The sequence below is a fragment of the Streptomyces sp. JH002 genome, from assembly GCF_050916115.1.
GTDB lineage: Bacteria > Actinomycetota > Actinomycetes > Streptomycetales > Streptomycetaceae > Streptomyces > Streptomyces xiamenensis.
The window spans coordinates 4,575,949-4,595,753 of record NZ_CP087989.1 but is presented as its reverse complement, the minus strand read 5'-3'; the positions used below and the strand labels follow the sequence as shown (position 1 = coordinate 4,595,753).

Below are 19,805 nucleotides of genomic sequence, written 5' to 3'. Positions count from 1 at the left end.
ACCGAAAGCGGGTCATCCATCAACTGGATGACCCGCTTGGTGATTGTGGAGCTATGGAGAATTGAACTCCAGACCTCTTGCATGCCATGCAAGCGCTCTACCAACTGAGCTATAGCCCCTTGTTCTGTTGTTCCCCGCCGGGCTTCCTTCCGGTTTCCCTTCCGGCCCCTTGCGGCGATGCCCTTACTCTACACACTCACCGGGGTGGTTTGCCAAATCGGCTGCGGCCGCCCGCCGTCCGGGGGTTCATCAGGCACTCGCGAAGGAGTAGAACCGCTTCAGCGCACAGTGCTCGTCCAGCAGCCGGCCATAGATCGGCTCGCCCTCCAGCTCCCGGTACACCTCGATCGGGTCGCCCTTGATGATGAGCGCCCGCGCGCACTCCACGCACCAGTACTGATAGTCCGTGTTCACGGGCTGGAGATCACGGACGATGGGCGTACCGCAGCCGCACCAGTCGCACTTCCTGCTGTGGGCACCCAAGGGAAACGCCTCCGTCAACGCCGGACAGGCCAAGCCGGGGACCCCTCGCCCGACGCCTTCCGATTGTGCCACGCGGGACCCCGGCGAATAAGTCCCGCGTCACACGTCGTGAGCGAAGGGAGACGCTTTCGAGATCGGCGTCACCCTCGCCGCCCGCGCCGCACGTGCCCACCAAGCCGTACGGGCGTCGGCTACCCGCCGACGCCCGTGCCACACCCGCCGCCGGGTCGCCCCGGCGCTGCCGTTCCCCCTCGGGTCCCGCCGCCTGTCAGACGTCGTCTCAGACGTCGTCGCCGATGACCGGCTCCGGCAGCGAACCCGCGTTGTGCTCCAGCAGCCGCCAGCCGCGCTCGCTCTCGCCCAGCACCGACCAGGAGCAGTTGGCGAGCCCGCCCAGCGCCTCCCAGGTGGCCGGCGCGAGGCCGAGCAGCCGGCCGATGGTGGTCCGGATCGTCCCGCCGTGGCTGACGACCACCAGGACCCCGCCCGGCGGCAGCTTCTCCGCCGTGCGCTCCACCAGTGGCGCCGCCCGGTCGGCGACCTCGGTCTCCAGCTCGCCGCCGCCGCGCCGCACCGGCTCGCCGCGCTTCCACGCCGCGTACTGCTCGCCGAAGCGGGCCTTGATCTCCTCGTGCGTCAGCCCCTGCCACTCGCCGGCGTACGTCTCGCGCAGCGCCTCGTCATGGGCGACCGGCAGTCCGGTGACGGCCGAGAGCTCGGCGGCGGTGGCCACCGTACGCCGCAGGTCGGAGCCGATGATCGTGTGCGGCGACAGCCCGGCCAGCAGCCGCGCGGCCCGCTTGGCCTGGGCCACGCCGGTCTCGGTCAGCTCGATGTCCAAGGTGCCCTGGAAGCGGTTCTCCAGGTTCCAGGCGGTCTGGCCGTGCCGCCACAGGACGATCCGCCGTCCGTGGCTCCGCGCGGCGCTCAGCTGAACTCACCGCCGGGTGCCAGGCCCTCGTCCGCCGGGCCCGCCTCTCCGGCGTGCGCGGCGGCCTTGCCCCGGGTCGCCTTGGCGTCCTCGGGCAGTTCCAGCTGCGGGCAGTCCTTCCACAGCCGCTCCAGCGCGTAGAAGACGCGCTCCTCGGCGTGCTGCACATGCACCACGATGTCGACGTAGTCCAGCAGCACCCAGCGGCCGTCGCGCTCGCCCTCGCGGCGCACCGGCTTGGCGCCCAGCTCCTTGTTCAGCGTCTCCTCGATGCCCTCGACGATGGCCTTGACCTGCCGGTCGTTGGGCGCGGAGGCGAGCAGGAAGGCGTCGGTGATGGCGAGGACGTCACTGACGTCGTAGGCGATGATGTCGTGCGCCAGCTTGTCGGCCGCGGCCTGGGCGGCGGCCTCGATCAGCTCGGTGGCGCGATCCGTTGCGGTCACAGGCGAAGCTTCTCCATCGTTACGGCGGCAGTGGTGGTTCGGCAGCGTCAGCGGATTTCTCCGACGATGTCCCCCCAAGGGTCTCACGGCCCACTGACAGGCTCAGCCCGGTTTACCCCTGAGCCTGTCACCCACCGCTACCGCGCCTACTCCCCGTAGTCCTCGCCCAGCACGATCGTCACATCGGCGTTCGGCGCGCCGTCGCCCGCCTCCACCACGTCCTCCGGCAGCCCCAGCGTCCTGGCGGCCTCCACCGCCGTCTCCCGGTGCTCCTCCGCCCGGTACGTGATCCGCGAGGTCTCCCCCGGCTCCGGCGCCGTACGGCTGTCGACGACCGAGAAACCACCGTTGATCAGGGCCACCCGGGCGGTTTCCCCGCCCGCCTCGCTGCCGGTCGCGTCGGTGACCGAGATCCGCAGCGCCGCGCCCGGGTCGGCGTTGACGACCGTGCCGCCCAGCACGTCCAGCACCAGGCCCTCGGCCGTCTCGGTGCTCAGCGTGCCGTCGCTCTCCACCGGCAGCAGCAGGGTCTCGTACGCGTCGTCCTGCGCGTATCCGCCGAGCTGGGCCAGGCTCAGCGCCAGCTCCTCCTCGGACAGCGAGGGGTCCGCGATCAGCCCGACCGCGTGAATGGTCCGGGTGGCGCCCTCGGCCCCCGTCGGCATCTTGGCCAGCATCCCGGCCAGCACCTGCCCGAAGCGTTCCAGGCGCGCGTTCTCCGGCTCCTCGGGCTCCCGGTACGTCACGTAGGCGACCGCGGCCTCGCCGCTCAGCGACACGTTCTCGCCCAGCGGCACCAGCGGCTCGTCGTCCTTCTTGCCCGGCACCTCGGCGTCGGTGGTGATGGTGATCCCGCCCAGCAGGTCGACGAGCGTCTCCAGATACGGGCTGCCGAGCCGCCAGGTCCCCTTGATGTCGGCGCCGAGCAGATCGCCCGCCGCCTCCCGGACCGATCCGGCGGCCTCCTGGGTCACGGCCTGGCCCAGCGTGGTGGTGCCGCCGTCCGGGGTGATGGTCAGATCGCCGGGCAGCAGCACGGTGTACCCGCCGCCCGTCGTCTCATTGGCGACCAGCAGCGCGGTGGACGCGGTCTCCCCGTCCAGCTCCCGCAGATGCACGATGATCACATCGCGCTTCTCGGCCACCGCAGACCCCCCGTCGTCCCCGCCGGGGCCCGACAGGAACGGCAGCCGGTCGGTCGCCCACAGCGCCCCGACCGAGCCGATCAGCGCCAGCACCAGGACGATCACCAGCAGCCGCACCCGGCCCCTGCCGCGCCGCTTGGCCTCCTCGCGGCGCTCGGTGCGGCTCTCGCTGAACTTCAGCCAGTCGATGACGTCTTCCGAACCGGCGTCCTCCTCCTCGATGAAGGCGAACTGCTCGGTGGCGTACTCCTTGGCCTCGGCGTCATCGTCCCCGGCCCGGTCATCGCCCCCGGCCCGCGGTTCCGGCCCGCCGTCCGCGCCGGGAGACGGCTCCGGCTCCGGATCAGCCCCCGCCCCGGTCTCCGGCTGCCGCTGCTGGGGCACCGCGCCCGCCGGCGCCGCGTCGACGGCCGGCTGCTCGCCGGTCCCGTACGCCGGGTAGCCGGGCTCGTCGGTGACCCGTGGCTGCTGCCCGCTCCCCCAGTCGTAGGAGTCCTGCTGGTAGCCGTCGTACCCCGGGTACTGCTGCTGGTACGGGTCGTACCCGTAGCCCGGCTGCTGGTAGTCCGACGAGGGATAACCCGACTGCTGGTAACCGGACTGCTGGTAGTCCGTCTGCTGATAACCCGACTGGTCCTGCTGCGGCTGCTGGTACTGCTGCGGGTAGTACTGCTCCTGCTGCGGTTCCTGCTGCTGCCCCGGGGATCCGGGGGCCGGCTGGTACAGGGGGCGCCCGTACTCGTCATAGCCGTAGATCTGCCCGTACGGATCCTGTCGGTCGTTCACCCGTGCCGCCCCTTCAGTCCCTCAGCCGGTTCAGCCTGTCCGCTCCGGAAGCTCGGAGTCCCCGTCCCGGTAGAGGGCGCGCTTGTTGATGTAGCGCACCACCCCGTCCGGCACGAGATACCAGACCGGATCGCCACGGGCGACCCGCTCGCGGCAATCGGTGGAGGAGATCGCCAGGGCGGGCACCTCCACCAGGGAGACCCCGCCGTTCGGCAGCCCCGGATCGGTGAGGGTGTGCCCCGGCCGGGTGACGCCGATGAAGTGGGCGAGCGAGAACAGCTCGGGGGCGTCCCGCCAGGTCAGGATCTGGGCGAGCGCGTCCGCGCCGGTGATGAAGAAAAGATCCGCGTCCTGGTGCTGTGCCCGCAGGTCGCGCAGCGTGTCGATGGTGTACGTCTTGCCGCCGCGGTCGATGTCGATGCGGCTGACCGAGAACTGCGGATTGGACGCGGTCGCGATGACCGTCATCAGATACCGGTCCTCGGCGGCCGAGACCTGCCGGTGCTCCTTCTGCCACGGCTGCCCGGTCGGCACGAAGACGACCTCATCGAGGTGGAACCGGGCCGCCACCTCACTGGCGGCGACCAGGTGGCCGTGATGGACCGGATCGAACGTCCCGCCCATCACGCCGAGCCGCCGCCTCCCGGGGGTTATCCCGTCTGCCATGAGCGGACCTTAACTGCTTCGGGGCCGTGAGGCTCAGCGGTCGCGGTTGAGGCGGGTGGTGATCCACAGGAGCAGCAGCAGCGCCGCGAGCGCGCCACCACCGATGAAGTACGCGTTGAGGCTGTCGTGCGGGCCGCCTTCGCTCGCGAGCGTAGTGAGGGCTTCGGCGGTGCTGCTGGGCAGGTTCATGAACGGACCTATCCGGAACGAGACGGCTGGGACGTAGGCTCATCGTAAGCGGACGCGTCCGTGGCGGCCTCTTGCCCCCACCGCTCCCGATGCGATGCGGTGGACAGAGCCACGTCCGGAGCCGACGAACACAGACTTCACAAGGGGGCCCGATGAGCGACGACACCGGCTCGAACAACGGGAACGACGGCCAGGGGAGTGACGGCGGCGACGGCCACGGGGCAGCGACGCCCGACCCCGCGGCCCTCAACCGCGAGCGGCTCCCCGGCCGCAACCGCCGCCGCTTCCCCGGCATATCGTCCCGCGCCTACGAACACCCCGCCGACCGCTCGGCCCTGGTCGCGCTGCGCAAACTGACCGGCTTCGACACGGTCTTCAAGGCGCTGAGCGGCATGCTCCCCGAGCGCAGCCTGCGCCTGATGTTCCTGTCCGACTCGGTCCGCGTCGACGAGCGGCAGTTCGCCCACCTGCACCAACTCCTCCTGGAGGCCTGCGACATCCTGGACCTGGAAACGGTCCCGCCGATGTACGTCACCCAGGACCCCAGGCCGAACGCCATGTGCATCGGCCTGCAGCAGCCCATCATCGTGGTCACCACCGGGCTCGTCGAACTCCTCGACGAGGACGAGATGCGCGCCGTCATCGGCCACGAGGTGGGCCACGCCCTGTCCGGGCACGCCGTCTACCGCACCATCCTGCTCTTCCTCACCAGCATCGCCGTCCGGGTGGCCTGGATCCCGCTCGGCAACATCGCGATCATGGGCATCATCACGGCGCTGCGCGAATGGTTCCGCAAGTCCGAACTCTCCGCCGACCGCGCCGGGCTGCTCGTCGGCCAGGACCCGCAGGCCTCGCTGCGCGGCCTGATGAAGCTGGCCGGCGGCAACCATCTGCACCACATGAACGTGGACGCGTTCCTCGAACAGGCCAAGGAGTACGAGGCGGGCGGCGATCTGCGCGACTCGGTGCTCAAGATCCTCAACGTGCTGCCGCGCACCCACCCCTTCGCCGCCGTCCGGGCCGCCGAGCTGCACCGGTGGGCGGCCACCCGCGACTACCAGCGGATCATGGACGGGCACTACCCGCGCCGCGACACGGATGCCGACGCCTCCGTCAGCGGCTCCATCCGGGAATCGGCGGGCCACTACGCCCAGTCGGTCAAGTCCAGCAAGGACCCGCTGATGAAGCTGGTCTCGGACGTGGCGGGCGGGGCCAGCGATCTGGGCGGCAGGCTCCGGGACTTCGCCACCGGCCGCAGCGGCGGTACCGGAGGGGGTGGCACCGCGGGGGGCGGCACCGCGGGTGGTCCTAAAGATCCCGGGCCGCAGAGTCCGGGTTCGGCAACGCCTTAGCGTCCAGCGCCCCGCACAGCGGAATGTGGTCGGCATCGGTGGTGTACGGATCGGTGCCGGCCGGCCGCGAGTCCCCGGCCCGCTCCCCCGCCAACAACGGCCGCAGCGGACCGTCCGGGTCCACCCCGCAGTCCATCGGGCCGGCCAGCAGATCCGTCTGGCGCAGGATGACGGTCCGCTCCTGAAGGCCTTCCTCGGCGAACAGCATGACCACCTCGCGCCGCACCGTGAACAGTGTCGTCTCCCCCGGCTCCTCGCCGGGTTCGCGCGGCGTGGCACCGGCCTCCCGCACCGCGTACACGGCGACGTGGCGCGCGGTCACCTGGAGCATGTCGTCGGCGATCTCGGTGAAGGCGAACGTGCCCTCGATCCGCACCTGCGGATCGGCGAGTTCCACCTCCAGCGGATCGAAGCTCACCAGCCACGCGGTCAGCGGCGCCGCGGCGATCCCGCCGCTCACCGCCCGGTCCAGCTGCCGCCGCTGCTGCGGATCCAGCAACTCGCGTACGGGCACGGCCGAGGCCCCGGTCAGTACGTCCTGGGTGAGAGCGCTGGCCACGATGTACTCCTTGGCCAGCGTGAGCGCGGTGAACACCTGATCGCGCGAGAAGTGCGCGGTCGCCCGCGCGTCGGGCAGCAGCACCCCGGCCGCACCGGAGCCGAACCCCTGCGCCGGACTGGCCTCGAACAGCTCCGCCGGCTCCGCCGCGCCCGGCACCACCCCGGCGGGTGCCAGCGGCACCAGAGTGGTCAGCGGCGGCTGAACGGCGTGCCCGCCGTCCTGGCCGTACGGGTTGTTGTTGCCCAGGTACACGGCCGCGGCGAACGCCAGCAGGATGATCACGCCGAGCGCCAGCCCCTGCCGGGGCACCGTACGGTGCGGCGTGCGATCGCGGACCGCCGTGCTGTGGTCCTGAAGCCGCTCCCGCGCCGAATACTCCTGGAGACGTGCCGCATTGACGAACGACTCGTCGAAGACGGTCGACGCGTACTCCTCGTCCCCACTGCCCGGGACACCCCCGGGGTCCGAACTCCCGGCCACCCGACCAGAGTACGGTCACCGGCGAAGCCCCGGCACCCCCGATCGCGCCTTACAGCCCGTCCTCCGGCTCGTCGTGCTCGGTGGCCGGGGGCGGACGGTCCTGCCCGTGCTCACCCGCACCGCCGGAACGCTGAACGGCTATGAGGGCGAAGGCGATCACGCTGATCCCCATCACCACGGCGAGTACACAGGCCACCGGCCGCTGCCAGCGCAGCGGACGCCAGGCGGGCGGCGGACCGCTGTGCGCGGGCCCGGCGATAGCGGGGCCGGGGGCGGGTGGCGGCACGGAGTAGTCGCTGCCGAGGGCCTCGTCCTCGTCCTCCTCCTCGGGCGGGAGGTAGCGCAGATAGTCGGAGCGGTCGAAGCGCCCCTCGTCATCGTCGTGTTCGCCGTACAGGCCCTGGGCCTCGGCGGCCTCCGACTCGGCGCGTTCCAGAGCGGCGTACAGAATGCGCTCGGCGGCGGTCGGTTCATGGATCTCGGCGGCTTGGACAAAATCGTCGTCGAGCACCACCGAGGCGAAGACCTCATCGGCGGTGCGGCGTTCCTGGCTGTCTGGCCTGTCTCCGTCCGGGAACGGCAGGCCCCCCACGTCATCCGGCACGCGTCCCAGCGTAGGCGGATTGGCCGCGTGGGGGGAGGGTCGCCGTGAATTCACTCTCGGGTGTGACCGTCCCCGGTGACGACATAGGTGGTCGAGGTCAGCTCGGGCAGCCCCATCGGGCCCCTGGAGTGCAGTTTCTGGGTGGAGATCCCGATCTCGGCGCCAAAGCCGAACTGTCCGCCATCCGTGAACCGGGTCGACGCGTTGACCATGACGGCCGCCGAATCCATCCGGGCCGTGAACCGGCGGATGGCACCGGCGTCCCGCGCGACGATCGCCTCGGTGTGGCCGCTGGTCCAGCGCCGGATGTGCGCCACGGCCCCGTCCAGGTCCTCCACGACGGCGGCGGCGATGTCCAGGCTCAGATACTCGTCCGCCCAGTCCTCGTCGCCCGCCTCCAGCACGTCGACCCCGGCCTGCTCACCGGTCTTGCGCCACCGCTCGTCACCGTGCACGGTGACCCCGGCCGCGGTCAGCGCCTCCAGGGCGCGCGGCAGGAAACGGTCCGCGATCGCGGCGTGCACGAGCACCGTCTCGGCGGAGTTGCACACCGAGGGCCGCTGCGCCTTGGAATTCACCAGGATCTTGACCGCCGTCTCCAGATCGGCGCTCTCGTCCACGTACACGTGACAGTTGCCGACGCCCGTCTCGATGACGGGCACGGTCGACTCGTTCACCACGGTCCGGATGAGCGAGGCACCGCCGCGCGGAATGAGCACGTCGACCAGGCCGCGGGCGGTCATGAGCTCCCGTACGGAGTCGCGGCTCTCGCCCGGCACGAGCTGGACCGCGTCGGCGGGCACCCCCGCCGAGGCGACGGCGTCGCGCAGCACGGCCACGATGGCCGTGTTCGAGGCGTAGGCGGAGGAGGAACCCCGCAGCAGCACGGCGTTCCCCGACTTCAGACACAGGGCGGCGGCGTCCACGGTCACGTTCGGCCGGGCCTCGTAGATGATCCCGACCACCCCGAGCGGAACGCGCACCTGGCGCAGCTCCAGGCCGTTCGGCAGCGTCGAGCCGCGCACGACCTCCCCGACCGGGTCGGGCAGCGCCACCACGTCGCGTACGTCGGAGGCGATGGCGGCCACCCGCTGCGGGGTCAGCGTCAGCCGGTCGACGATGCCGGCCGGCGTACCGGCCTCCCGGGCCCGCTCGACATCCACACGGTTGGCGGTGACGATCTCATCGGCCCGCGCCTCCAGGGCGTCCGCCACGGCCAGCAGCGCCGCGTCACGCACGGAGCGCGGCAGCGGGGCCAGCTCGGCGGCGGCCTCCCGGGCCCGCCGGGCGGTGGCGATGACTGGAGAATCCACGACGCTGCTCATGGAACCAGCGTAACCGCGCGCTCACCGACCCCCTCCCCGCTGTCCACAGTGCGGTCAGAAGGGGTGCACCCCGACCGGGACGGCCCGTGGCGGCCAGCTGCCCTCGGCGACGCGCTGGTGGTACGTCTCCCGCCCGATCACCTCGAGCCCGACGATCTCCCACGGCGGCAGCTGCGCGGTACGGCGGTGCTCGCCCCACAGCCGTAGCGCCACGGCGGCGGCGTCGTGCAGATCACGGGCCTCCTCCCAGTACCGGATCTCCGCGTGATCGCAGGCGTAGCGACTGGTGAGCAGGAACGGGTGGTCGTGCGCCAGCCGTTCGAGCCCCCGGCGCACTTCGCTCAGCGCGACCGCGCTCCCGGCGACGCTGAGCGTGATGTGCCACAGCCGGGCCGCCTCCCGCTCCCCCGCGATGGTGCGGGTGGCGGCTTGCTGGCGCTGCTCTCCGACGCTGGCCAGTCGTCTCACCGGCAGCCTCCTGACGTGGTACTGACATGACGCCGGTCCGACGCGCAAGGACCGCGTCTCAAAGTTGACCAGCTCATGCGCGGCCGTGGGGCCGTTTCCTGGATCCTTGCCGGAAAGGCTTATGCCCGCATCAGCACAAGGTCATCACGATGGACGACCTCTCTTTCGTAGGCGGGGCCCAGTTCACGGGCCAGTTCGTGGGTGGACCGCCCGATGAGCTGGGGAATCTCGCGGGCGTCGAAGTTGACCAGCCCGCGCGCGACGGCCTGCCCGGCACCGTCCCGCAGTTCGATCGGTTCGCCCGCCGTGAACTCCCCTTCGACCGCGGTGATCCCGGCGGGCAGCAGCGAGCTGCCCCGCTCGGTGACGGCGCGCACCGCCCCGTCGTCCAGGACGACGGCGCCGCGGGGGACGGAGGCGTGGGCGAGCCACAGCAGCCGGCCGGCGGAGCGCCGTCCGGTGGCGTGGAAGAAGGTCCCGGTGGACGCCCCGGCCAGTGCTTCCCCGGCGTGCCCGGCGGAGGTCAGCACCACCGGAATCCCGGCCTCGGTGGCGATGGAGGCGGCCTCGACCTTGGTGACCATCCCGCCGGTGCCCACCCCGGACTTCCCGGCCTTCCCGATCTCGACGCCCACGAGGTCCTCGGGGCCTGCTACCTCCTCGATGCGCCGGGTCCCGGGCTTGCGGGGGTCGCCGTCGTAGAGCCCGTCCACATCGGAGAGCAGCACGAGCAGATCGGCCCGCACCAGGTGGGCGACCAGGGCGGCCAGCCGGTCGTTGTCGCCGAATCGGATCTCGTCGGTGGCGACCGTGTCGTTCTCGTTGACCACCGGGACCGCGCCCAGCTCCAGCAGCTGGTCCAGGGTCCGGTAGGCGTTGCGGTAGTGGGCGCGGCGGCTGGTGTCGTCGGAGGTGAGCAGCACCTGCCCGACGCGCCGGCCGTACCGGGCGAAGGAGGCGGTGTACCGGGCGAGCAGCAGCCCCTGCCCGACGCTGGCGGCGGCCTGCTGCCGCGCCAGGTCGGAGGGCCGCCGCGCGAACCCCAGCGGCGCCAGCCCGGCGGCGATGGCGCCGGAGGACACCAGCACGATCTGCCGGTCCTCCTGCTTCACCAGCACATCGACGAGCGCGTCCACCCGATCGGCGTCGAGCCCCCCGGCCGCCGTCGTGAGCGACGACGACCCCACCTTGACCACGACCCGCCGAGCCCCAGCAACCCCCTGCCGCACCACACCCACCGACGTACACCCTCACCGACTAGCTCCAGCTTTGCCCTCCCAACCTATGCCACCCGGCCCTTCACCGGCCTCCGGGATTCTCCTCTCCGGGCTCCTCCCTCGCGGCGGCCTCCCGCTCCAACATCCGGGAGGCAGTGAGAGATCCACTGAGAAAGCAGGACAGCCCGATCACGACGAACGTGCCATATGGCTTCCAGATCGGAGACAGTCGAACGAGCACATAAATGCCTGCGACAGCAAAAGACAGAGAAAGGAAGCGAATCGCTAGCGGAATTCGCGTCAGCATGATCAGATACCGGTCAAAGATTGCTATTTCACCCCCTTCGCCACATTCCAAAGTTCAGCATAATCTCGCACGGATGAACAGATGAACGATTGTGACAAGTGGTGCCAAATCTTACAGAAGAGGTGAAATAACCCCCTCCGAATCCCATGCTCACGAGGTCACACCTGGGGCCGCAGGAAACGGTCCACTCCCGGTCGACCCGACGTGCAAGAGAAGGCAAGGGCGGGCATCAGTCCTCCGAGGCGCTTGCCGCGACTGCGCCCGGCAATCTGCTAGCGAAATAGTCATCACTTTTCGGATATTGTTCACTTAAACTCTGACAGGCATATGATGAGCATACAAACCAGTCACGTACCGGACGTCAGCGTCATCATCGCTGCGTACAACGCCATGCCCTACCTCACCAAAAGCGTCACCTCCGCTCTTGAACAGAGCATCGGACACGACCGGCTGGAGATCATCGCCGTCAATGACGGTTCCACCGACGCCACTGGTGCGGAACTCGATCGGCTGGCGGCCGGCCACCCCGGCACGCTGAAGGTCATTCACCAGGAGAACTCCGGAGGCCCCGCCCGCCCTCGCAACAGGGCTCTGGACATCGCCCGGGGGCGCTTCGTGTTCATCCTCGACGCGGATGACTACCTCGGCCCGGAGGCCCTCGAGCGCATGGTGGCGGTGGCTGACGCCAATGGGACCGATGTCGTCCTCGGTAAGACCATCGGGGTCGGCGGGCGTAAATCGCCCACCATGTACAAGAAGAACGAGGAGAACACGGACGTCTTCTCCTCCAGGGCCTATTGGACCCTGAATCCGATGAAGCTCTACCGCCGGGAGCTGCTGGAGAAGCACAGTATCCGCTTCGGTTACGAACTCCGGGTGTGCGAGGACCAGCCTTTTGTCATGCTTGCCTATCTGCGGGCCTCCGGTATTTCGGTCGTCGCCGACTACGACTGCGTCTATTGGTCGTACCGAGACGACGGGGGCAATATCACGCGGACCATTCAGGATCTCCCCTCGCGTGTCGAAGTGCTCCAGCACATGTTGCCGCTGGTCGCCAGTGAGGTCCCCGCAGGGCCCCGCCGCGATCTCCTCATCCACCGCCATCTGGAGATCGATCTGCCGTGGATATTACGGCGCATCGCCCATGTCGAAGAGCGGGCCGAGCAGGAGAAGGTCCTCGCCGACCTCCGCCCCCTCTTCGATGCCTACTACACCGAGGCCCTTGCCGCAGGTCTCCCCGCCATGCTGCGGCTGCAATGTCATCTCATCCAGCACGGCATGCTCGACGAACTGCTCACGGTCCGCCGCTTCAACGAAGTCCCCTCCGCCGAGCGGGTCTTCGATGTCACCATCGAGGACGGCCGCGCGTATGCGCACTACCCCTACTTCCGTGATGACGCCGTCGCCATCCCGGACTCTGTCTACGACTACACAGCTCAGCTCAGCATCCGTCAGGACATCGGGCCACTGTCACTCGACGAGGAATCGGCCGCCCTGCGGATTGAGGGCAGCGTACGGTTGCACCGCGTTCCGCAGGAGCAACAGGCGACCCTCATCCTGCGGGAGCGTGACGGCTCTGCGGAGCACCGCGTCGCCCTGGACTCCACCGACCGGCTGTGCCTCCCCCTCCGCACGGCCGCCGACGGCCGCCCACTTGCGACCGGAACCTGGGACGTTTTCGTCAGTCTGAGGGCCGGCGGGCACACGCAGGAAGCCCGGCTCGGCAGTCAGGCCGAAGCGAGCGGCGCCGCGTCCGTCAGCCAGGAACTGCGCGACGGCACCCAACTTCGCCCGGTGCGTGCCTACTTCACCCAACACGGCAACCTCAGCGTCAAGGTCGCCGCGCCAATCTCCCGGCTCAGGCGCGATCTCGAGCCGGACAAGGCCCGCTGGTCCCCGGCCGATCCCTCCCGTGTCCTCCTCAGCGGCACCCTGCGTAGCCTCGGCCAGGGCGAGCGGCTGCTGGTGCGGCTCACCAACGTGGTAGGCAGCCGTCAGGAGTTCACCATCGCCGTCGACCCGGAGACCGGCCGGTTCGAGCAGGCCGTGCCCCTCACCGCCCCCGGTGACTGGCGCGTCCAGTGGCTGCTCGATGTGCCGGGTGCCACCCCGCGCCGTGCCACCCGCGCCGTCTCCGTCCCCGAGGACCTGACCGTCACCCAGTGGCACCGCCGGCTCCTCCAGTTCTGGTACGCCAAGCCGCTGCCCGCCGGCAAGACCAAGACCCTCACGCTCCGGGTCGGCCGCAAGAGCCTCGCCAAGGGTCTCCTGCGGAAGTAGTCACCCACGGGCGAGGGGCCCGGATCGCCACCGATCCGGGCCCCTCGACTCGGCACCGCGGGAACCTCTCTCAGAGGGACGAGACGCCGTCCACCGGACCGGCCGGACGGTAGACCGTGACGGCCTGCCGGCGCTTGCCCAGGACCAGGGAGCCGCTGGTGAGTTCGGTGACCTCACCGTCGTACGCGAACAGCACCTGCCGCTCCGCCGTCTCCAGCCGCAGCCGGGACACCTGCCCGGTCACCAGCACCCGCGAGTTGTGCAGCGTCCCGGTGAGCACCGCCAGCAGCAGCCGCGTCCTGGCCAGCGGCAGCGAGCCGTCGACCGTGCGGATGTCCAGCAGCCCGTCGTCAAGGCTCGGCCGGTAGCTGGGGGTGAACCCTGCGGGGTGGTAGACGCCGTTGCCCGCGAACAGCAGCCACAGCCGCCGCTCCACCCCGTTGATCGTGACGGTGGTGGGGCGGCTGGTGGCCAGGACGGCGGCCAGCGAGACCGCCAGTGCGGGCCACTTGCCGATCCACTTTCCCAGCCGCTCCCGCAGATGCACCAGTTCGGGGTAGACGCCCAGGCTGAAGGTGTTGAGGAAGATCTTCTCGCGGGCTCCGTCGGCCGAGGCCACCCGGCCCAGGTCGACCCGGACCGCGTCACCGGCCCGGACCGCCTGCGCCACCTGCTCCATCGTCTCGATGCCCAGGTCGGCGGCGAAGTGGTTGAAGGTCCCGCCGGGGAAGACGGCGAGCGGCACCCCGTGCCGTACGGCGGCCCCGGCCGCCGCGTTGACGGTGCCGTCGCCCCCGCACACCCCCAGCGCACCCCCGGTACGGGCGGCGCGTTCCGCCGCCTCGTCCAGCAGCCCGACCAGGTCGTCCTCCGGCTTCAGGGTGCGGATGTCGGCCTGGGGCAGCAGGTCCCGCAGCGAGTCGTCCACCTGGCCGGTGAGCCCGGAGCCGGGGTTGACGACCAGCGAGAGCCCGGCCCCGTCCGCCAGTTCGGGCGCCGGAAGCCGGGGCTGTACGGCGGTGGCGGGCGCCTCCGGACGCGTCGGCCACCAGTGCGAGGTCAGCGCGGCGGCGGCGGCGCCGATCGCCACGCCCGCCAGCACGTCGCTGGGGTAGTGCACGCCGACATAGATCCGGGACAGCGCCACGGCCCCGGCCAGCGGGGCGATCAGCAGTGCGGCCCGGGGCGACTCCAGCGCCACGCCGAAGGTGAACGCGGCGGCCGACGCGGAGTGGCCGGAGGGGAAGGAGGTGGTGTGCGGTGTCCTGGACAGCCGCCGGGCGACCGGCACCTGGTCGATGACGGGCCGGGTACGCCGGGTGGTCGGCTTGGCCACGAGATTGCTGACGGTGGAGGCGATGGCCAACGATCCCAGCCCGCGCAGCGCCGCCCGCCGCGCGCTCCGGCCGCCGAACACCCCCAGTGCCGCCGCCGCCCCGGCCCACAGCACGCCGTGATCCGCTGCCCGGCTGAGGCGCGGCAGCACACTCTGCACACCCCGTGGCCGGGCCGCCGCCAGCCGGGCGAACAGCGCGCGGTCGAGATTTCGCGGAATGAAGGTACTGCCGTATGCGGTCATGCCGTCCCGCCTACCCGCGTCGCGGCGCGAGCAACGCACCGATCGACAAAGCTCCCCAGGCCAGCGACACCGCCACCGCCCCGCGCCGCCGCCAGACACCGTCCAGCGTCCGCCCCAGCACCACCGCGTCCCCGAGGTCCGCACCGATCCGTACCAGGGCCGCCGTCGTCAGCGCCGGCCCCTCGGGCGCGACGACGAGGGCCGCACCCGAGACGGCGTCCCGCAGCCCCACCGGCCGCAGGGCGGCGTCCACCCGCGCGTCCTGCCCCAGCCCGGACGGCCGCGCCAGCAGCCGCGGCCGCACCGCGACCGCCACCCCGTACACCGCGGTCACCGCCCCGATCACCCGCAACGCCGTGCTGTCCATACGCGCCCGCCCCTCCTGATCCGCCGGTCCTGTCATCAGCGCACTGTCGTCAGCCCACTGTGCACCCGCCTACCCCACACAGGTACGCCGGACACGGCAACCGGAGCACACCGGCGGCGCAGCACGGGCGGCGCCGCCCGGTCCGCCCTACGCTGAGCGTGCTCCCGCACCCCATCCCGCACCCACCCACCGGCCCCGCCCGAAAGCCGAGGACGGACATGGCGGCACGGACACACTGGCTCTTCGGGGATCAGCTGGGCCCCCGCTTCATCGACCCGCGCCACGGCGGCCCGGACCGCGGCGCGCCCCTGCTGATGATCGAGGCCCGCTCGGTCCTGGGCCGCCGCCGCTTCCACCGCGCCAAGGCCCATCTGGTGCTCTCGGCGATGCGGCACCGCGCCGCCGAACTGGGCGACCGGGTGCGCTACGTACGGGCCGGCACCTACCGCGAGGGGCTGCGCGAAGCCCTGCGGAAGGGAGAGCGGCTGACCGTCCACGCCCCCACCTCCCGGGCCGCCGCCGCGTTCGTCGCCGCACTGGACGGGGTGGAGGTGCTGCCGGCCCGCGGCTTCCTGACGTCCCGGGAGGATTTCCGGTCCTGGGCGCAGGGGCGCGAGGAGCACGGCCTGCGGCTGGAGGACTTCTACCGGCGGGTCCGCAGGTCCCACACGCTGCTGATGGACGGGGCCGACCCGGCCGGCGGGCACTGGAACCTGGACCACGAGAACCGCGAGCCCCCGCCCCGCGGCCGCTCCCGGCTGCCGGTGCCCCCGCCCTGGCGGGCGAAGGAGGACGCGATCGACGAGGAGGTACGGCGCGACCTGGACCGCTGGGAACGCGAGGGCTCGGTGTCCTTCGTGGGACGGGACGGTCCGCGCCGCTTCCCCGCCACCCGGCGGCAGGCCCTGGCCGCGCTGCGGCACTTCATCGAGCACCGGCTGCCCACCTTCGGCGCGCACGAGGACGCGATGCTGGCCGACGACGGGGTGCTGAGCCACAGTCTGCTGTCCAGCTCGCTCAACCTCGGCCTGCTGGACCCGGCCGAGTGCGTGGGCCGCGCGGAGCTCGCCTGGCGGTCCGGGAGCGCCCCGCTGAACAGCGTGGAGGGCTTCGTCCGCCAGATCGCGGGCTGGCGCGAGTTCGTGTGGCAGCTGTACTGGCACTTCGGCCCCGACTACCGGCACCGCAACGCGCTGGGCCACCGGGCCCCGCTGCCCGACTGGTTCCTCGAACTGGACGCGGACGCCCCTGATGCCCGCTGCCTGTCCACCGTGCTGGCCCAGGTACGCGACACCGGCTGGACGCACCACATCCCCCGGCTGATGGTGCTGGGCAGCCGCGCCCTCCAGGACGGCTGGGACCCGGCGGCGGTCACCGACTGGTTCCACCGCTGCTTCGTGGACGGCTACGACTGGGTGATGCTGCCGAACGTGGTGGGCATGTCCCAGTACGCGGACGGCGGCGCGATGACCAGCAAGCCGTACACCTCGGGCGGCGCCTACATCCACCGGATGAGCGATCTGTGCGACGGCTGCGCGTACCGCCCCTCGGACCGTACGGGGGAGCGCGCCTGCCCGTACACCACCGGCTACTGGGCCTTTCTCCACCGCCACCGCGACCGCTTCGCCCACCATCCGCGGATGGCCCGCGCGATCCACACCCTGGACCGGCTGACGGACCTGCCCGAGGTGCTCGACCTGGCGGCGCGGCGCGGTACGGCGGCGCCCTGAGGTGTCAGGCCGGCTTCAGCCCGTCCAGCCACCGCAGCGTGCCCGAGGTGAGAAGCCGCAGCGTCTCCTCCTGGCTCACCGGCGCCGACTTCGGCGTGCCGAAGGTGTGGTTGGCGTGCGGCACGGGAACCACCTTGACCTTCGACGGGAACTCCTCGGGCGTGCCGAAGGGGTCCCTCTCGCCCTGCACGACCAGCAGGGGTGCCCTCACCGCCGCGAGTTCGTCCGCCCGCGAGCGTTCGGGCCGCCCGGGCGGGTGCAGGGGGAAGGCCAGCGCCAGCACCGCGTGCGCGCCCAGTTCGGCGGCCGTGCGGCAGGCCACCCGGGCCCCCGCGCTGCGTCCGCCGGCGATGATCGGCAGTTCCATGCCCTCCAGCGCGGGCCACAGCGCCCGCCAGGCCGCGTCCAGGGTCTTGGGCGCCGGGGCGACCCGCTTGCCCGCCACCCGCCAGGGCTGCTCCACCAGTGCGACGGTCACGCCCCGGGCGGGCAGCTCCGCCGCCAGCGCCACCAGGTCCTGGGCCTCGATCCCGCCGCCCGCGCCGTGCCCGAGGGCCAGCACCGTACGGGCCTTCGCCGCCCGGTGCCAGGTGATCCGGGCCTCCCCCGCCGGGGTGTGCACTGTCTCGATCATGCCGTTCAGTGTGCGGCAGAGCGGCGCGCGACCCCGACCGGCACGCGCCGACGCGGGTGCCGGGTCAGGGCGGTGCGCTGCCGGCACGCCGGAAGGGCCCGGATCGTCCCCCGATCCGGGCCCTTCCGTGCACGCAGTCCGCTCGTCCTACCGCGTCGTCCCCACGCGGGCACCGGGCAGCACGTCCGTGTAGTCCGGGGAGGCCGGCACCGGCTCCGCCGTCGTGCCCAGCGGGAAGGCCCGCAGGCCCTTCCGGTACAGCGCCTCGACCGCTGCGTTGAACCGCTCCGTGGAGGACGGCTCGTCCGCGCCCAGCAGGTACTCCTTGAGCTGGGTACGCCGCCGCGCCATCGGATCGGCGCCGACCGGTCCGCGCACCCGGCCCAGGATCTCCGAGAGTTCCTCGCACTCGCTGCCCAGCAGGTACGCCGCGCCGGCCGTCGGGTTCTGGAGCCGGTACTCCTGCGGGTCCATGTTCTCGGCGTTGGTCACCACGTACGGCTTGCGGCTGGCGACGAAGTCCGAGATGACGCTGGACATGTCGCTGATCAGCAGGTCCGCGTGGTTGAAGCAGTCGTACAGCGAGGGCAGCCGGCCCTTGACGATCAGGTGCTGTCCGCCCTGGTAGTCATCGCTCCAGAACAGCTCGCTCCACGCCTGCCGGATCACCTCGATCTCGGCCCGCAGGTCCCGCTCGGGCACCCGCGCGTCGCGGGTGCGCTGGAGGCGGTCGCCATCGATCACCGCGCCGGACAGCTCCGCCATCCGCGCCTCGAGCCGTGCCAGCTCCCGCTCGGTCTGGGCGACCCGCGCCGGATCGCGCCGGGCGGCCCGCCGGACGTTGTCCTCGGTCAGCAGCCGCTCGATGAGCGCGTCGGCCGCCGCGGCCTCGGCGGAGCGCTTGCCGGTCAGCGGGTGCGGCTTGTAGATGACCCGCACATCGCCCTGTTCCAGCAGGCCGCCGATGATGGCCTCGCCCATCGGGATCACCGACGTGTGGCAGGCGTCGTCCGTCCAGCCCTCCCACGTCGGGCCGTACAGCACGGTCAGGCCCTCGCCCGTACCGCGCTCGCCGACCAGCCGCTCCCCCGCGGGCCGGACCTCCGACAGCTGCGGGCGTCCCACCTCCACGATCGAGGAGTCGCTGATCGCGTGGCGCACCCGCTGGTAGCGGTCGCGCCCGGCCTTGCCGGCTACCCATATCTCGTCGAACACCCGGCTGACCCGGTTGCTGCTGGCCAGCTTGTCGCTGTCGCCGTGCCCGATGAAGACGTGCTGGATCTCGGCCCGCTGGAGCATGTGCACGTTCTTGCCGGCGTTGCCCGGGTAGAACGCCACCCGCACGTCGGAGAGGTCGAGCTGCGCCAGGTCGTCGGCCTTGCGCACGCACACCACCGGCAGCCGGGTCTGCTCGAGACCCCGCATGGCCGCCGTCTCGCGCAGGATGATCACGCCGCGACGGTCCATCTTCTCCATCGCGTCGACCCACATGTTGACCTGGTACATGAAGTCCTGGCCGCCGGCCGCGAAGGTGAAGTACAGCGCCACCTCGGGCCGGTACTCGGCCAGATTGCGGTTGACGAGGTCCAGCACCTCGGCCGGGTCGGGCAGCCGCAGGTTGCGGAAGGCGTGCCACGCGGCGTGCACCAGCGATATCAGCACCGGCAGCGGCGCGAGCACGGCCAGCAGCATCCAGGCCTCGTCGGCGCCGGCCACGACGGCCGCCGCGCCGGCCGCGAGCAGCAGTTCGGGGCCCGGGATGCGGCTGAGGCCGCGCGGGCTCAGCAGCGAGCTGCTGGGCAGGTCCGGGATCCGCCGTGCCAGCGCGCCCATGTCCATGTTGAGCGCGGCCACCGGCAGGTTCCGCCGCCGTACCCGGAAGCTGACCAGCGGCTGCTGGCAGCTGTTCGCCAGGAACAGCACGGCGGCGCACACCGCCAGGATCCGCACGCCGGGGAGCTCCTGGGAGAGCGCCAGGGCGACCAGCAGCAGCAGCCGGTACAGCTCCCGTATCCGCTCGCCGAACCCGAACCGCCGCATCAGACGGTTGAAGTAGCGTCCGCGCTTGCGCAGGGCCCAGTCGGCCGCGTAGTTGAGCACCAGCGCGGTGAAGAAGACCGCCTCGTTGCCGTCGACAACGGTCGCGGAGAGCGCGGCTGCGCTCACCACGTAGACCACGAGCAGGATGCTTGGCCAACGGCCACCGCGCCCGATCAGTCCGGCCAGCATTCGGGTTATCACCTCGGAGTAGATG

The 19,805-nt window shown here is 71.4% G+C and carries 18 protein-coding genes and 1 tRNA gene; 3 read left to right on the top strand and 16 right to left on the bottom strand.

Annotated elements, in window-relative coordinates; genetic code table 11:
* Positions 1 to 46: 46 nt before the first annotated feature.
* From H7827_RS21000 to H7827_RS20970, 7 genes are all read right to left on the bottom strand, one after another.
* Positions 47 to 119: transfer RNA gene (locus H7827_RS21000), tRNA-Ala, on the bottom strand.
* Between the two features lie 130 nt (positions 120 to 249).
* Entirely contained in the window at positions 250 to 483 is a 234-nt protein-coding gene (locus tag H7827_RS20995; protein ID WP_030725739.1) for a hypothetical protein, read from the bottom strand.
* 280 nt (positions 484 to 763) lie between these two features.
* Positions 764 to 1,414, bottom strand: coding sequence for a histidine phosphatase family protein (locus tag H7827_RS20990; RefSeq protein ID WP_386536259.1), 651 nt, complete (start codon positions 1,412 to 1,414; stop codon positions 764 to 766).
* Positions 1,411 to 1,860 (bottom strand): ribosome silencing factor, encoded by a 450-nt coding sequence (gene rsfS, locus H7827_RS20985; protein ID WP_030725733.1) that lies wholly within the window; start codon positions 1,858 to 1,860, stop codon positions 1,411 to 1,413. Before rsfS ends, H7827_RS20990 begins: the two co-directional genes overlap by 4 nt.
* A gap of 146 nt (positions 1,861 to 2,006) precedes the next feature.
* Positions 2,007 to 3,791: a LytR C-terminal domain-containing protein gene (locus H7827_RS20980; RefSeq protein ID WP_432746926.1), complete on the bottom strand. Its 1,785-nt coding sequence runs from the start codon at positions 3,789 to 3,791 to the stop codon at positions 2,007 to 2,009.
* A 30-nt stretch (positions 3,792 to 3,821) separates the two neighbouring features.
* Positions 3,822 to 4,457, bottom strand: a complete 636-nt coding sequence (gene nadD / locus H7827_RS20975; RefSeq protein WP_386536213.1) for a nicotinate-nucleotide adenylyltransferase — start codon at positions 4,455 to 4,457, stop codon at positions 3,822 to 3,824.
* Positions 4,458 to 4,490: 33 nt separating this feature from the next.
* On the bottom strand, positions 4,491 to 4,646 hold the full coding sequence (locus H7827_RS20970; protein ID WP_168222754.1) for a hypothetical protein: 156 nt from the start codon (positions 4,644 to 4,646) through the stop codon (positions 4,491 to 4,493).
* A gap of 152 nt (positions 4,647 to 4,798) precedes the next feature.
* Between H7827_RS20970 and H7827_RS20965 the strand changes: the two genes are divergently transcribed.
* Positions 4,799 to 5,998: a M48 family metallopeptidase gene (locus H7827_RS20965; protein WP_432746925.1), complete on the top strand. Its 1,200-nt coding sequence runs from the start codon at positions 4,799 to 4,801 to the stop codon at positions 5,996 to 5,998.
* On the opposite strand, the gene H7827_RS20960 is transcribed toward H7827_RS20965, so the two are convergent.
* From H7827_RS20960 to proB, 5 genes are all read right to left on the bottom strand, one after another.
* Positions 5,955 to 7,040: a hypothetical protein gene (locus H7827_RS20960; protein ID WP_432746924.1), complete on the bottom strand. Its 1,086-nt coding sequence runs from the start codon at positions 7,038 to 7,040 to the stop codon at positions 5,955 to 5,957. The two genes, H7827_RS20965 and H7827_RS20960, sit on opposite strands and share 44 nt — an antisense overlap.
* 49 nt (positions 7,041 to 7,089) lie before the next feature.
* The gene (locus H7827_RS20955) at positions 7,090 to 7,644 is read right to left on the bottom strand and encodes a hypothetical protein (RefSeq protein WP_376046182.1); all 555 of its coding nucleotides are present in this window, start codon (positions 7,642 to 7,644) and stop codon (positions 7,090 to 7,092) included.
* A 50-nt stretch (positions 7,645 to 7,694) separates the two neighbouring features.
* Positions 7,695 to 8,969: a glutamate-5-semialdehyde dehydrogenase gene (locus tag H7827_RS20950; RefSeq protein ID WP_432746923.1), complete on the bottom strand. Its 1,275-nt coding sequence runs from the start codon at positions 8,967 to 8,969 to the stop codon at positions 7,695 to 7,697.
* A gap of 54 nt (positions 8,970 to 9,023) precedes the next feature.
* On the bottom strand, positions 9,024 to 9,428 hold the full coding sequence (locus H7827_RS20945) for a hypothetical protein (protein ID WP_432748017.1): 405 nt from the start codon (positions 9,426 to 9,428) through the stop codon (positions 9,024 to 9,026).
* A 128-nt stretch (positions 9,429 to 9,556) separates the two neighbouring features.
* A complete protein-coding gene (proB, locus tag H7827_RS20940) occupies positions 9,557 to 10,633 on the bottom strand; it encodes a glutamate 5-kinase (protein ID WP_432746921.1) in 1,077 nt (358 codons plus the stop codon).
* A 658-nt stretch (positions 10,634 to 11,291) separates the two neighbouring features.
* Here proB and H7827_RS20935 point away from each other — a divergent pair.
* Positions 11,292 to 13,241, top strand: a complete 1,950-nt coding sequence (locus H7827_RS20935; protein ID WP_432746919.1) for a glycosyltransferase family 2 protein — start codon at positions 11,292 to 11,294, stop codon at positions 13,239 to 13,241.
* 70 nt (positions 13,242 to 13,311) lie between these two features.
* On the opposite strand, the gene H7827_RS20930 is transcribed toward H7827_RS20935, so the two are convergent.
* Both H7827_RS20930 and H7827_RS20925 read right to left on the bottom strand, forming a co-directional pair.
* Positions 13,312 to 14,820 carry a bifunctional phosphatase PAP2/diacylglycerol kinase family protein gene (locus H7827_RS20930; RefSeq protein WP_432746918.1) on the bottom strand — a complete coding sequence of 503 codons (1,509 nt, stop codon included), beginning with the start codon at positions 14,818 to 14,820 and terminating at the stop codon, positions 13,312 to 13,314.
* Between the two features lie 10 nt (positions 14,821 to 14,830).
* Positions 14,831 to 15,223, bottom strand: coding sequence for a hypothetical protein (locus H7827_RS20925; protein WP_432746917.1), 393 nt, complete (start codon positions 15,221 to 15,223; stop codon positions 14,831 to 14,833).
* A gap of 182 nt (positions 15,224 to 15,405) precedes the next feature.
* On the opposite strand from H7827_RS20925, the gene H7827_RS20920 reads away from it, so the two are divergent.
* Positions 15,406 to 16,917 (top strand): cryptochrome/photolyase family protein, encoded by a 1,512-nt coding sequence (locus tag H7827_RS20920; protein ID WP_432746916.1) that lies wholly within the window; start codon positions 15,406 to 15,408, stop codon positions 16,915 to 16,917.
* Positions 16,918 to 16,921: 4 nt separating this feature from the next.
* Here the strand turns inward: H7827_RS20920 and H7827_RS20915 are convergent, their stop codons facing one another.
* Positions 16,922 to 17,551 (bottom strand): alpha/beta hydrolase family protein, encoded by a 630-nt coding sequence (locus tag H7827_RS20915; protein ID WP_432746915.1) that lies wholly within the window; start codon positions 17,549 to 17,551, stop codon positions 16,922 to 16,924.
* A gap of 147 nt (positions 17,552 to 17,698) precedes the next feature.
* Positions 17,699 to 19,780, bottom strand: coding sequence for a hypothetical protein (locus H7827_RS20910; RefSeq protein ID WP_432746914.1), 2,082 nt, complete (start codon positions 19,778 to 19,780; stop codon positions 17,699 to 17,701).
* Positions 19,781 to 19,805 lie beyond the last annotated feature (25 nt).